The following is a 13,662-nucleotide window of genomic DNA, read 5'->3' as shown; positions in this document are numbered from 1 at the left end:
AGTTTTTTATGGTGACGCCTGTCACGCTGGCGTTAAATGTATACATTACGCATACTGGATGTACATTGGCGACCGTTTCAGGTTTCCGGTTTGTAATTTTTCATCAGCAAAAGGATGGATCCACCATGACGACTCTGAGCTTCGAACTTCCCGACGGCAGCACCAAGGATGTACAGGTAAAGCACCTCCTGAACGCAGGCTACGCAGGGCGGGAGCAGGAGGAAGTGCAAGCCCACATTGCCGAACTGGCTGAACTTGGCGTTCCCGGACCCGCCACCACGCCGGCCCTATATCCAGTGTCTGCCTATCTGGCCCAGCAGGTATCGGAAGTGAGCGTGCAGCATGGACGGACCTCCGGCGAGGCCGAGTGGGCGATGGTGGTCACCGACGACGGCGTGCTGCTCACGGTCGCCTGCGACCACACGGACCGCGAACTGGAAGTCCACGGCGTGGCCTGGAGCAAGAACGCCAGCCCGGACGTGCTGGGGCGCAAGGCCTGGCGCCTGGACGACGTGCGGGACCATCTGGACCAGATCACGCTGAAGGGCTGGGTGGGGGAGGGCTACACCCCTGACACCCTGATCCAGGACAGCTCGCTGGCTGCCCTGCTGACCCCGGACTACTGGCTGGACGTCCTCACGGAACGTGGACTGAACGCGCCCGGAACCGTCCTCATTTCCGGCACCGTGGCCATGACCCACGGCGTGAACCAGTTCGCCCGCAGCTGGAAAGTGGAAATGACGGATCCCGTAAACGGCGCCTCGGTGGATGCCCAGTATGTCGTGGAGCAGATGCCCGAACCGATCGGCTGATTCATGGGTTGAGACAAAACGGAGACGGACGACGGCGGGAGGTTCCCGCCGTCGTCCGTCTTGCGTTGGGGTGCCCAACCACCGGCGGGTAGAAGCCAGGTTAGGCGGTTTTGACAGGCCTGTCCGTGGCGTGTCCATACTGGGACCAGCCGCCGACGAACAGTCTGCCTTTGCCCATTCCGAGTTGCTCCAGAACCAGCAGGTTGTGGCAGGCGGTCACTCCGGATCCGCAATATGCAATGGTGTTCTCGGCGGAGACGATGCCGACACGCTCGAAATTCTCGCGTAGCTGTATCTCTGGGATCAGTCTTCCCGAGGAGCCGAGGTTCTCGCGGCAGGGGACATTTACGGCGCCGGGTATGTGCCCTGGGCGGGGGTCAATAGGGTCTTGGCGCCCCTCGAAGCGGTCGCGATTCCTCGCGTCAACGACCGCGTATTGAACAGAAGACGCCTCCGAGATATCGGCAAGCAGGGTCTCAGGCCAGGCTTGGGCTGAGAAGTCTCCTTCAAGTCTTTGCGGGGCCTCCGTAGCGAGCTCTCCCGGGTAACTGGCGATACCCCCGTTCAGGATCGCGGCACTGCGGCCCGTCGACCGGAGCATCCACACAATTCGGGCCGCGATGACTCCACCTGCGTCGTCATAGGCGATCACGATGTCAGAGTCACTGATGCCGGCTTCCTGCATCCCTTGGGCAAACACTTCAGGATCGGGCAGCGGGTTCCTCCCGGCTTTTTTCGAAGCCGCCCCCGAGAGCCACCGATCCATGTCGACGAAGACGGCATCCGGGATATGACCGGCATCGTAGGCGTCCCTTCCCGAGGCCCCATCCAGGTACCAGCGGGCATCCACGAGAACGAATCGCCCTAAGTTGCCCGCGCACCAGGTCCAATCAACAAAGGGCTGCAAGTTCGGGTCGCTATTACTCATGATCCGGAGTCTAAAGCGAGAATCCATATGTTGAGATGTAGATCTCAACATATGGACCTGTTGCGACGTTCGTTAGAAACCGCCGACCTGGACGGCACGCAGCGTGTGCAGCGTGGTCCGTGCACATTTGCGGTCTACTCCCAGCACGGAGCCGGCGCGTACCATGATCGCGCGGGCGCCATTGGGATCCACGCCGGTTGCGTGACCGGGGCATTGCGGACTGCTTCGGTTTGCTGGTGGCGGCTGCGCCCAGCCCGGCGGCGGGGAAAGGTCCGTCCAATGGGATGCGCACTCCTCAACAGAAAGCAGGGATTCCAATGTCAAGCCGCAAGTTGCTGAACCCAACCGCGCTCCACGCCGCACCCGGATTCACCAACGTCGTCAGTGCACCCGCTGCCGGACTCGGATTCTTGTCCGGACAGGTCGCGCTGGACTCCGACTTCGCCATTGTCGGCGGAGACGATCTCGCAGAGCAGACAAAGGCTGCCATGCGAAACATCAAGATCGCCCTCGATGCCATCGGGGCCACTTGGGAGGACGTATATCGACGGACCATTTACACGCTGCAGCCCACGCAATATGAAACGATCACCGCCGCGATCGAAGAAGTGCAGGGCTCCTCGGAGCATCCGGCCCAGACAATCGTTGGCGTCACCGGCCTCGCCCTGGACGGGTTGCTCATCGAAATCGAGACGACTGTCGTCCTGCCTGAGTAGCGGACCGCCTTGTCCGTAAGCCGTCAGTGCCCGACTTTGGCGTAAGGAAACGAACGACGGCGGGAGGTTCCCGCCGTCGTCCGCTTCGTTTGCTTGGGACTAAAGGGCTACAGGTACCCCTTTACGCTGGCCCGAAGGGCTTCGGTGTGCTCGTAGATCTCCTCCAGCGAGCTGATAGGCACCCGGGTTTCCTCCTTGTCCGCGTCGAATATCCCGATGTATTTCTGGGTGCGGTTGAAATGGAGCCGGGCGATCGGCTTGCGGTTATTGTCGTCCAGCAGGACCGCGAAGTAGGACTTGGCATCCCGCTGGACCACGCGGGCGGGCTTTACCTCGCTGCAGACTATGGCGCGGACAATCTGGTAACCCTCGATTTCTTCCAAAGTTGTTTCGAGACCGTCCGCCTCGGCAAGGTCGGCCTCGGCAACAGGCGCGCTGGTGACTGCCGCCGCAGCTGCTTCGTCATTTTGCGGAAAGCCCGGGGCGCCTAGCGCCTTTTTCAGGCGTTCATTGACTTGGTCATTCAGGAATTGCTTGGATGCCTTGGAGACCAGGGCCGTGAACTGTTCACGCACTTTCTGCGTGTACGCGCCCGTGTAAACGCGGCCCGTAAGGAACTTGACCCATTCATCCTCCGGTTCCTTGAATTGCAAAGCCAGCGTTCGCTTGAGCTCACCGATGTATTTCAGCTCTCCGGCGGCATTGATGATGGAGTCGAGGTCAAAGACGTCCTTGGACAGCTTCCGAAGTTCGGGGATGAGGGATTCATCAATGTCATTCAGGTCCAGGACGAGGAACGGCTTGGCATCCATGCGGTTGGGGGCGTCGAGGTCCGTGAAGAACTGATAAACCTCACCGTTTGTGAGGATCGCGATTCTCGCGTTTGTTACGGCGAAGTACCGGAACAACTGGGAAGCGTGCTCGATTTTCACGGGCTCCGACGACTTCTTGCACTCAATCAGGATTTGGACGACGCCGTCCTTGACGATCGCGTAGTCGATCTTCTCGCCCTTCTTGAGTCCCACGTCGGCAATGAATTCGGGGACGACTTCCAACGGGTTGAAGACGTCGTAACCGAGAATCGTGGAGATGAAAGGCATGACAAAGGCGTTCTTCGTCGCCTCTTCAGTTTGAATAACACCGCGCTGCTGACGCACCTTTGCGGCCAACGCGGCAAGTCGTTCTGCAAATTCCATGTGTCCCCCTGAAGCGAATTCGATGGTGGAGCCAACCGTAGCCGAGCCTGGCCTCAGCGTGACATACCCCACGAACGAAAATACGGACGTCGCTTTAGGGTTGCAGAGTTCGGACGGAATCGGACGACTGCGGGAGCTCCCGCCGTCGTCCGCTGAGAAACCGTCGCCCTCTGAAAACTATGCGCGTCGGCTTATGCCGCTGGCTTCGGCGTCATTCTTGGTGCTGGCCCGGATCAGAGGAATAGGCCAGCGCGCCGCCCGAATCGGATCAATCCCGTCGTCGGTGATGCCGGCAGTAAAGTCCTCGAATCCAAAGACCTTGAAGAGCGCCTCGCGCCCGAACTTCGAGCTGTCGGCGACGAAGAAGGCCTCCGCAGCGACGGAGCGCATTTTGCGTTTGAGCTCGATCGAGTAACTCGAGCTCGCGTAAATCCCGTCATCCATTACAGCGCCAGCTCCGAAAACGGCCACATTGATGCGCATGTTCTCGAGTTGTTGAAGCGACGCGGGCCCCCACATGGAAGTGGCGCCCGGCAGGAGCTCGCCCCCGATGAACACCAGATTGATTCGCGGCTTCCGGGATATCTCGAGTCCGACGAGCAAGTCATGCGTTACGACGGTGAGGCGTGAGTGGTCGAGATGGCGTGCTACCTCTAGGCAAGTGGATCCGCTGTCAAGAAGCACCGTCTGGTTCTCAAGGATTCTGTCCGCCGTGGCTGCGCCGATGGCTTGCTTCTCCCGTAGCTGGGTCCCCGTCGCATTGAGAGGTGCCACCGGCTCGGCGGGGGCGGCGCCGCCATGTGTGCGCCGGATCCTCTTATCCTCCGCCAGCCGCTCGAGGTCTCGGCGGATAGTAGACGCGTCCACGCCAAATTTGCGGGCGAGCGTGGTGACGCTCTGAAAACCGTGCTCTTCGATGAGCTCGACAATCTCCTGGCGGCGCGACATCGGGCCCCTTTCCCTAGGTATGACCTCAAGGTTAGACCGATGCATGATTTCGCGCAATATGTGCACGAATCTCGGCAATTTTGCACGAATCTCTCGACAGTTGCGCGAATATGTCCTAGCGTATGCACAGATCGGAGAAACCGATGCGCGGATTCAGGCATCCGCCGTGCATGATCACAAAGGAGTGAATTGATGAAGCTTTTGCGCACATCAGCAGTTGTGGCCGCTGGCCTCTCAGCCCTTCTCATGACGGGCTGCGGCTCGGTCAACGACGGGGCCGCGGCGGGAGCGGGAAAAGCGAGCGGCGACGCCAAGGCGTCCGACATGACCATGGTGACAGTGGTGAAGCTCAAGGGAATCGCTTGGTTCGACCGCATGGATGAGGGCGTTCAGGCCTACGGCAAACGCACTGGCATCGACACGCGCACCGAGGGAGGCGATGACGTCAGCCCGGAGAAACAGATCAAGATTATCCAGGACCTGGTCGCGCAGAGCCCGACGGCCATCACCGTCGTGCCGAACTCTCCTGAAGCCGTTGCCAGCGTCCTGGCCCAGGCCAAGGCGAAGGGCATCATCACGGTCGCCCATGAGGCAACCGGAATCAAAAACGTCGACGTAGACATCGAGGCGTTCGACAACGCCGTTTACGGCGAGAAAATCATGAAGAGCCTCGGCACCTGCATGGGTGGCAAGGGTGAATACGTCCAGTTCGTCGGCGGCCTCACGGCCAAGACGCACATGGAATGGGTCGGGGCTGCCTACGACTACCAGAAGGTGAATTTCCCGGGCATGAAGCGCGTAGAGGATCCGATCGAAAGCACCGACAACGAGGCTGCTGCGTACCAGAAGGCCAAGGAAATTCTTGCGAAGCACCCCAACATCAAAGGATTCGAAGGCTCTGCCGGCAACGACGTCCCGGGCATCGCCCGCGCTGTTGAAGAAGCCGGACGCGCCAAAGACATCTGTGTGATGGGCACGTCAATTCCGTCTGCCGCGAGCAAGTACCTGGCAACCGGCGGAATCGACAAGATCTTCTTCTGGGACCCGGCACTCGCCGGTGAGGCTCAGCTGGAGATCGCGCGCATCCTGGCCAGCGGAGGCAAGGTCGAAGAAGGCACCGACTTGGGCATCAAGGGCTACAACAGCCTGAAGAAGCTGAAGGGCTACGACAACGTGTTCCTGGGCGACGCATCGATCGAAGCCGACGCCGCAACCGCCAAGCAGTACAACTTCTGACCGTTCGGGGCGCCGGGCGCCCATCACTGCGCCCGCGCCCTCCTGAAAGGGTTTCGATATGACAAGCACTGCCCTGAAAGGGCCGCCTTCGCCTGTTCTCGAGGTGCGCAACATTGTCAAGACGTTCGGCGGCGTCACCGCGCTCAACGACGTCTCGCTTGATCTGCTGCCCGGCGAGGTACTGTGCCTGGCCGGAGAGAACGGCTGTGGCAAGTCGACTCTGATCAAGATCATCTCCGGAGCTGAGAAACCGGACTCGGGCGAGATTATTGTCGACGGCAACACCTATTCGTCGATGGACCCGACCAACGCCATCAAGAGCGGGATCCAGGTCATCTATCAGGATTTCTCGCTGTTCCCGAACCTCACCGTGGCCGAGAACATCGTCCTGACATCGGCCGTAGCGGACCGTCGGCGGCTGTACAGCGGCAGGGCAGCCCGCCCGGCAGCGCAGGCGATTGTCGACGAACTTGGCTTGCATCTGGACCTTGACGCCGACGTCGAGCGGCTCTCGGTCGCTGACAAACAGCTGACGGCCATCTGCCGTGCGCTCGTCAGTGATGCCCGCGTCCTGATCATGGACGAGCCGACGACGGCACTTACGCACACCGAGGTCGACAGGCTCTTCGTGATCGTTGAGCGGCTTCGTTCCCGGGGAGTGGGCCTGATCTTCGTCTCCCACAAGCTGGACGAGGTCCTGAAGATCTCCCAGCGCGTCGCAATTCTTCGTTCCGGCAAGAACGTGGTCACCAGCCCGGCGGCGATGCTGGACCCGCGCGCCATTGCCCTTCACATGACCGGCCAGGAGCTCGACGAGACACGCCATGTCAGCGACCTCGACGCCCGGTCTGAGGTTGTATTGGAACTCGAGGGCCTTGGCCTGCGAGGCGCCTATGAGGACGTCTCCTTCACATTGCGCCGCGGAGAGATACTCGGCGTGACCGGCCTGCTGGGTTCGGGGCGCACCGAGATCGCCGAAGCACTCTTCGGTGTGGTGCCGCACGACAGCGGGGTTGTAAAGGTCAACGGAACGCCGGTCCGGCTTCACTCCATTAATGACGCCATCGAGGCCGGCATCGGGTATGTGCCCGAAGACCGTCTGACACAGGGGCTCTTCATGGACAAGTCGATTGCGGACAACATCATCGCAGGCTCCCCGAACGAGCATACGACTCGTTTCGGCACCCTAGACCTGCGCGCTGTACGTGAGACGATCCAAGGCCTGTTTGCGCGGCTGCGGGTCAAGGCTCCTAATGTCCAAGCGCCCGTGCGGTCCCTGTCCGGCGGAAACGCTCAGCGCGTTGTGCTCGCAAAATGGCTGGCGCGCCGGCCGCGCATCCTCATGCTCAACGGGCCCACCGTCGGCGTGGATATCGGATCCAAGGCAGAAATCCTCGGCATCCTCCGGGCTGAGGCAGCTGCCGGGATGGGCATCATCGTCATCTCCGATGACGCCCCGGAACTCGTCGCCTGCTGCCATCGCGTACTCGTCGTGAGGCACGGCAGGGTTGTTGAAATTCTCGAGGGCGACGACGTCGCCGTCGACACGATCCGAGAGAAGGTGGCTGCATGAGCGGCGCCAGTCTGGCCATTCCGGACCGTCTTCGGCTGCTGAGGGGAGCGAACAACGAAGGCGTCCTGGCGGTAGTTCTCCTCGCACTCATCGTGGCCATGTCCATCGCAAACCCCGCCTTCTTCACACTCCCGACCGCTTTCAGCATCCTGCGGAGCTCGATCGTTCCGCTGATATTTGCACTGGGCGTTCTCATGGTGATCATTTCGGGCGGCATCGACGTGTCCTTCGCCGCGATTGCCGTGTTCGCGGCCTACACCACGGTGCGGGCACTGCAGAGCGGTACGCCGGACCTTGGACTTATTGGCGCCTTCGCGTTGGCGCTGCTGATCGGAGCCTCGCTTGGGGTCATCAACGGCTTCCTGATTGCCAAGTTCCGGTTGCCAACCCTGATCGTCACCCTCGGCACGCAAGGCATCTTCAAGGGTGCGCTGCTGACCTATGTCGGCTCACGCTACATCGCCGACCTTCCAGCCTCGATGGCGCAAGTGTCCACTACGAACCTCTTCGAAGTCAGTACGCCCACGGGCAGTGCGTACCTGCACATCCTCGTGGTTCCGGCGGTGCTATTGGCCATAGGGCTTGCCTGGGTCCTTCGGAGCACCATGTTCGGCCGCAGCATCTACGCAATCGGCGGTGATGTTGAGGCTGCCCGCCGGGCCGGCATCCGCGTCATGCGCACACAGGTGGCGGTCTATGTCATTGCCGGCACTATGGCGGCAGCAGGCGGGATGATCTACGTCATCATGGGCCGCAGCGCGAGCCCGCAGATCCTCGTCGGCAGCGAACTGGACATCATCGCTGCAGTCGTCCTGGGCGGTGCCTCGATCTTCGGTGGCCGCGGTTCGGTCCTTGGGACGACACTCGGCGTCATTTTGGTCCAGGTCATTTACAACAGCCTCATCCTGGCCGGAGTCCCCAGCGCGTGGCAGAGGACAGCCGTCGGCGTCCTTCTCATCATCGGTGTGGGCATCCAGGCTGTAGCCTCGCGGCGATCCTCCCGTGCCAGCGTCATCGATGAGACCTATCAGAAGCAGGAGGTCCCAGCATGAAACTCGCCGATCCTGAAACGAAGCCCCTGAGCAGGCTCAACGACTCCGTGGACGCAGGCTGGACCCGGCTGCTTGGCCTTGGACGCATCGAAGGCGGTGTCCGCCGGATGCTTATCCTCGTGGTCGTTGCCTTCGCCGTCTTTGCCGCGCTCAAACCCTCCATCTTCCTGAGCGGGACCAACCTCCGGAACATTGCGCTGAATTCGCCGGAGATCGGCGTGATCGCCATCGCCATGATGCTGGCAATGCTCACAGGCGGAATCGACCTCTCCCTGGTGGCGATGGCCAACCTGTCGGCCATTACGATGTCGACGATGTTTACGGCGGTCGCAGCGGGCGACCCCGCCCTGGCGGAGCAGCTGTTCCCGGTGATCCTCCTGGCTGGCATCGCCGTCGGCGTTCTGGGCGGTGTCATCAACGGCCTGCTGATCTCCGGGTTGGGCATCACGCCTATTCTTGCGACGCTCGGTTCGATGCAGATCTACAACGGAATTGCCGTTGCCTGGACGGGCGGCAAGACGCTATACGGCTCACCGTCCGCGCTGACAGCGATCGGTTCGTCGACAGTCGCCGGAATTCCTATCCTCTTCTATGTCTTCGTGCTCGTCGCTGTTGCCATTGGAGTCGTGGTCACTCGCACACCGCTTGGCCTGAGGATCCAGCTCCAGGGAGCGAATCCGACGGCGGCACGATACTCGGGCATCGCTAGCCGCAAGATCCTGCTGAGTACGTACGTTCTCACAGGCTTGCTGAGTGGCATCGCGGGAGTTCTTTTCATTGCCAGAAATCCAACGGCCTCTGCGGATTACGGCGCGTCCTACGTGCTCCTCGTCATCGTTATCGCTGTACTTGGAGGTACTAATCCCAATGGCGGGTTTGCCACCGTTCTGGGCGTCGTGCTGGCAACCCTGACCCTGCAGATCGTCTCGAGCGGATTCACCGCGATGCGTCTGTCGGCCTACCAGTACGCAATAGCCCAGGGCCTGATACTGGTCGCCGCCATGGCATTCGAACAAGTCAGGTGGCGCCGCCGTCGGCGCAGCCGCAAACCTGCCGTCCAGCCAGGCTAGAGCTCACCCACAAACCTCACCCTTGCGTCAACAGAAGGAAAAACGTGAAGAAGATCATTAATAAGCCCGAGGACTTCGTCAACGAGATGATCGAAGGCATCATCCTTGCACACCCCGACAAGCTGAAGAATCCCGGCGACGATCCCCGGATATTGGTCCGCGCCGATGCTCCCGTAGCGGGCAAGGTCGGCATCGTCACGGGCGGTGGCTCAGGGCACCTGCCCCTTTTCAAGGGCTACGTCGGCCAGGGCCTTTGCTCGGGTGTCGCCATTGGAAACGTCTTCAGCTCACCAAGCTCGCAGCAGTGTTTTGAAGCGACGAAAGCCGTCGACGGCGGTGCCGGCGTGTTGTACCTGTACGGAAACTACGGCGGCGACGTCTTCAATTTCGACCTGGCTGCAGACCTGGCCGAACTCGAGGACATTGAGACCATGACAGTGCTCGGCCGGGACGACGTCGCAAGCCAGCCCAAGGAAAACCGCCAGGAGCGCCGCGGCGTCGCCGGCACGCTGTTTGCCTACAAGGCGGCCGGCGCCGCAGCTGAGCGGGGAGACACGCTGGAAGAGGTCGCGGCAGCCGCCGAGGACATTGTTGAGAACACTGCGACCATGGGCATCGGACTGTCACCGACCATCCTTCCGACCACTGGAGCGTTAAGCTTCGACCTGCCCGACGGCGAAATGGAGATCGGCATCGGAATCCACGGCGAGCCGGGCATCCACCGCGGTCCGCTGGAGACTGCGGACGCGATTACGGACCGCCTGGTCGACGCCCTCGTCGCCGACCTCGAGCTTGCCGATGGCGACAGCGTCGCGGTTCTGGTCAACGGCATGGGCGCCACTCCGCTCGAAGAGCTCTACGTGATGTACCGCCGGGTGCACCAGAGCCTGACGTCCCGCGGCGTGTCCATCGGGAAGAACTACGTTGGCGAATACGCGACCAGCCTTGAGATGGCTGGCGCATCGATCTCACTTCTCAAACTCAACGACGATCGGCTTGCGCTCCTCGAGGCGCCGGCGTCCTCACCGTTCTTCCAGGAGGTTTGAACCGTGCACTCTACAGAGCTGATTGAACAGATCCAGCGGAGCCTGAAGGAGGTGGTTAAGCATGCCGACGAGCTGCGTGATCTCGATCAGGCGCTGGGAGACGGCGATCTCGGAATCACCATCACGCTCGGAGCCGGCGCCGTAATCGAAGCCCTCGAGGAGCTCCCTGACGGCGCCACCCCTGCAGAGATCGCCCGCGCGTGCGCCAAGGCCTTCGCCAATGCGAACCCGTCGACGATGGCTGCGCTCGTGGCCGGCGGACTACTTGCAGGGTCAAAGACGTGGAAAGACCTCGACGACGTGGACATCGCGGCTGCTGCACGCTTTGTCAAAGCTGCCGGCGACAACATCGCCCAGCGCGGCAAGACGCAGATCGGGGACAAAACAATCGTTGACGCGATCATGCCGGCAGCAGAAGCGCTCGACGCCGGGGAAGACGGAGCGAGCGGACTGGACGCCGCCATCGCAGCGGCCGAAAAGGCCGTCGTCGACACGCGTTCGCTGCGGTCAAGGCGGGGCCGAGCCGCCTGGCTCCAAGAACGAAGCATCGGACTTCAGGACCCCGGGGCGACCGCCATGTGGCGGTTCCTGGAATCCTGGCGCACAGCCGGAGTGCCCGCCAGGTTCTGAGTCCGCCGTCGTCGCTGTCCTGCGCCGGAAGCGAGCGCGTAGCCGACGCTTTCGGCGCAGGGCGGACGGACGGAGCCAGTTCGTCGGAGGTTCCCCTGGCTCGCGCATGGACGGCTCGCTTCCACTGAGGCGAGGCGCAAATTCAAAAGGAGTATGACTTATGAAAGTTCTTGTAACAGGGTCCCGCGGTAAGGTTGGCACCGCTGCAGTCCGTGCACTGATGGCGGCCGGACACGACGTCACCGGATCGGACCTCGGCCGTCACGATTTTGACCGGATTCTGCCCGGGGAGCCCGAATACAAGCAGGCGGACCTCACGGATGCCGGTCAGGTATACGCGATAGTTCGCGGATTCGATGCTGTGGTGCACGCGGCGGCAATCCCGGAACCAACCCGCAACCCTCCGCATGTTGTTTTCCAAAACAACATCATGGGCACGTTTAACATGATTGAGGCATCCGTGCGGTCCGGGGTGGGGGTTTTTGTCAACATCTCCAGCGAGACGGTCCCGGGATTCTTCTTCCCCGAACGTCCTGTCCTTCCCGACTACGCTCCGGTGGACGAGCTCCACCCCATCCGGCCCCAGGATCCGTACGCGTTGTCCAAGTTGTTCGGCGAAGAGCTGTGCGACGCCGCGGTGCGCCGGAGCGACCTCCGCTGCATCTCCATTCGCCCCAGCCATGTGCAGCACGCGGGCAACTACGAACGAAACCTTGGCGCCCAAGTCCGTGACGCGGGAAATCTGAGTCCCAATCTGTGGAGCTACGTCGATTCGGAAGATCTCGCGGACGCAATTGTGCTGGCCGTTGAATCGAACATCCCCGGTCACGAGGTGTTCTACATCGCAAATCCTGACAACGTCGGGGGACGCGACTTCGCCGAAGTTCTCAGGCAGTATTACGGCGAACAGATTGAATTGCGGGAGCTGGACCGTGTCGACTCGTCGGGCATCTCGAGCGCGAAGGCCGAGCGCATGCTCGGCTGGAAAGCGAAGCGGTCGTGGCGGGACCATCTGGACACCGAGGGCCGCGCCGTCGTTCGCGAGACGCGGTGAGCTGATGAGGGATGTGGTGCTTGGCGTCGACATCGGAACATCAAGCAGCCTTACTGCGGGCTGAAAGTCGGGTTCGGAGTCCCATGCGTTTCATCGGGCTCCAGCGGAAGCGGCGATGGCTCAGGCGCTCAGGTCCGGCAGGACGGCCGCGGGCTGGGCGGCGCGGATGCGGTCCGCCTTGGCGCGGTACGCGGCCAGGAAGGTGGCGATGCGGAGCACGGCCTCCCGGATTTCGTCCACGGGCGGCAGGATGACGAACCTGAAGTGATCGGGGGAGGGCCAGTGGAACGCCGAGCCGTGCGAGACCAGGATCTTCTGCTCCTGCAACAGGTCAAGGACGAACTGCTCATCGTCCGCGAACGGGTACATCTCCGGGTCCATCTTCGGGAACAGGTACATCGCCCCGGCCGCGGGTACGCAGGTGATTCCCGGAATCTCCTTCAGCAGCCGCAACGCGAGGTCGCGCTGTTCGCGCAGCCGGCCGCCGGGCTTGAGCAGGTCCTCAATGCTCTGGTAGCCGCCCAGGGACGTCTGGATGGCGTGCTGCGCCGGAACGTTCGGGCAGAGCCGGAGCGATGCCAGCAGTTCGAGGGATTCCCGGTAGGCGGCCGTGGCCGTGCGCTGTCCGGTGACGGCAACCCAGCCGGCACGGTAGCCGGGCATCCGGTAGGCCTTGGACAGGCCGGAGAAGGTCAGCACCGGCAGGTCGCCGGCCAGGGACGCGGTGTGGATGTGGACGGCGTCCTCGAAAGTGATCTTTTCGTAGATCTCGTCGGAGAACAGCACCAGATCGTGCCGGCGGGCGATCTCGACGAACTCGGCCAGGATATGGCGCGGATAGACGGCCCCGGTCGGATTGTTGGGGTTGATGATGACGATGGCGCGCGTGCGGTCGGTGATCTTCGCCTCGACGTCGGCCATGTCCGGCCACCAGTTGTTCTGCTCGTCGCAGGCGTAGTGCACGGCCTCGCCGCCGCTGAGCACCGTCGCTGCTGTCCAGAGCGGGTAGTCGGGCGAGGGGATCAGGACCTCGTCGCCGTTTTCCAGGAAGGCCTGAAGCGTCATGGAGATCAGCTCGCTGACCCCGTTGCCGATGAAGATGTCCTCGACGCCGATCTGCATCAGGCCCTTGGTCTGGTAGTACTGCGAGATGGCGGTCCGGGCGGAAAAAATGCCCTTGGAGTCGCTGTACCCCTGCGCCTCGCGCAGATGGTGGATCATGTCCACCACGATGGACTCGGGGGCGTGCAGCCCGAACGGCGCCGGATCCCCGAGGTTCATGCGCAGGATGCTGTGCCCTTCCGCTTCCAACTTCTTCGCCGCATGCTGCACCGGGCCCCGGAGGTCGTACCGGACATCTTGCAATCGGCTGGAATTCTGCATGGGGCGCATGAGGCATAT

General features: G+C 62.0%; 13 protein-coding genes. 9 read left to right on the top strand and 4 right to left on the bottom strand.

All coding sequences use genetic code 11. From position 1 onward, the window contains the following. The first annotated feature begins 125 nt into the window (after positions 1 to 125). A complete protein-coding gene (locus ASG92_RS00520) occupies positions 126 to 812 on the top strand; it encodes a DUF2848 domain-containing protein (RefSeq protein ID WP_056622879.1) in 687 nt (228 codons plus the stop codon). A 100-nt stretch (positions 813 to 912) separates the two neighbouring features. Here ASG92_RS00520 and ASG92_RS00515 read toward each other — a convergent pair whose 3' ends face one another. After that, positions 913 to 1,740, bottom strand: coding sequence for a sulfurtransferase (locus ASG92_RS00515; protein WP_056622877.1), 828 nt, complete (start codon positions 1,738 to 1,740; stop codon positions 913 to 915). Positions 1,741 to 2,057: 317 nt separating this feature from the next. Here ASG92_RS00515 and ASG92_RS00510 point away from each other — a divergent pair, with 317 nt between their 5' ends. Further along, positions 2,058 to 2,456, top strand: coding sequence for a RidA family protein (locus tag ASG92_RS00510; RefSeq protein WP_056622874.1), 399 nt, complete (start codon positions 2,058 to 2,060; stop codon positions 2,454 to 2,456). Positions 2,457 to 2,563: 107 nt separating this feature from the next. Here the strand turns inward: ASG92_RS00510 and ASG92_RS00505 are convergent, their stop codons facing one another. Then, positions 2,564 to 3,652 carry a type I restriction endonuclease gene (locus ASG92_RS00505; RefSeq protein WP_056622871.1) on the bottom strand — a complete coding sequence of 363 codons (1,089 nt, stop codon included), beginning with the start codon at positions 3,650 to 3,652 and terminating at the stop codon, positions 2,564 to 2,566. A 177-nt stretch (positions 3,653 to 3,829) separates the two neighbouring features. Beyond that, a complete protein-coding gene (locus tag ASG92_RS00500) occupies positions 3,830 to 4,600 on the bottom strand; it encodes a DeoR/GlpR family DNA-binding transcription regulator (protein ID WP_056622869.1) in 771 nt (256 codons plus the stop codon). Between the two features lie 192 nt (positions 4,601 to 4,792). Here ASG92_RS00500 and ASG92_RS00495 point away from each other — a divergent pair, with 192 nt between their 5' ends. The 7 genes from ASG92_RS00495 (at position 4,793) to ASG92_RS00465 (ending at position 12,261) form a co-directional block, all read left to right on the top strand. After that, positions 4,793 to 5,836, top strand: a complete 1,044-nt coding sequence (locus tag ASG92_RS00495) for a substrate-binding domain-containing protein (protein WP_056622866.1) — start codon at positions 4,793 to 4,795, stop codon at positions 5,834 to 5,836. 58 nt (positions 5,837 to 5,894) lie between these two features. Next, positions 5,895 to 7,409 (top strand): sugar ABC transporter ATP-binding protein, encoded by a 1,515-nt coding sequence (locus ASG92_RS00490; protein ID WP_056622863.1) that lies wholly within the window; start codon positions 5,895 to 5,897, stop codon positions 7,407 to 7,409. Continuing rightward, positions 7,406 to 8,461, top strand: coding sequence for an ABC transporter permease (locus ASG92_RS00485; protein ID WP_056622860.1), 1,056 nt, complete (start codon positions 7,406 to 7,408; stop codon positions 8,459 to 8,461). The genes ASG92_RS00490 and ASG92_RS00485 overlap by 4 nt, the downstream gene beginning before the upstream one ends. Then, positions 8,458 to 9,531 (top strand): ABC transporter permease, encoded by a 1,074-nt coding sequence (locus ASG92_RS00480; RefSeq protein ID WP_240986942.1) that lies wholly within the window; start codon positions 8,458 to 8,460, stop codon positions 9,529 to 9,531. Before ASG92_RS00485 ends, ASG92_RS00480 begins: the two co-directional genes overlap by 4 nt. Before the next feature lie 44 nt (positions 9,532 to 9,575). Next, positions 9,576 to 10,577: a dihydroxyacetone kinase subunit DhaK gene (locus tag ASG92_RS00475; protein ID WP_082579222.1), complete on the top strand. Its 1,002-nt coding sequence runs from the start codon at positions 9,576 to 9,578 to the stop codon at positions 10,575 to 10,577. 3 nt (positions 10,578 to 10,580) lie between these two features. Next, positions 10,581 to 11,207 carry a DAK2 domain-containing protein gene (locus ASG92_RS00470; RefSeq protein WP_056622852.1) on the top strand — a complete coding sequence of 209 codons (627 nt, stop codon included), beginning with the start codon at positions 10,581 to 10,583 and terminating at the stop codon, positions 11,205 to 11,207. Positions 11,208 to 11,367: 160 nt separating this feature from the next. Further along, a complete protein-coding gene (locus tag ASG92_RS00465) occupies positions 11,368 to 12,261 on the top strand; it encodes an NAD(P)-dependent oxidoreductase (protein ID WP_056622850.1) in 894 nt (297 codons plus the stop codon). A gap of 120 nt (positions 12,262 to 12,381) precedes the next feature. On the opposite strand, the gene ASG92_RS00460 is transcribed toward ASG92_RS00465, so the two are convergent. Then, the gene (locus ASG92_RS00460; RefSeq protein WP_056622847.1) at positions 12,382 to 13,653 is read right to left on the bottom strand and encodes a pyridoxal phosphate-dependent aminotransferase; all 1,272 of its coding nucleotides are present in this window, start codon (positions 13,651 to 13,653) and stop codon (positions 12,382 to 12,384) included. Positions 13,654 to 13,662: the final 9 nt, after the last annotated feature.

The sequence above is a fragment of the Arthrobacter sp. Soil736 genome, from assembly GCF_001428005.1.
GTDB lineage: Bacteria > Actinomycetota > Actinomycetes > Actinomycetales > Micrococcaceae > Arthrobacter.
This window is presented reverse-complemented; position numbering and strand designations above follow the sequence as displayed.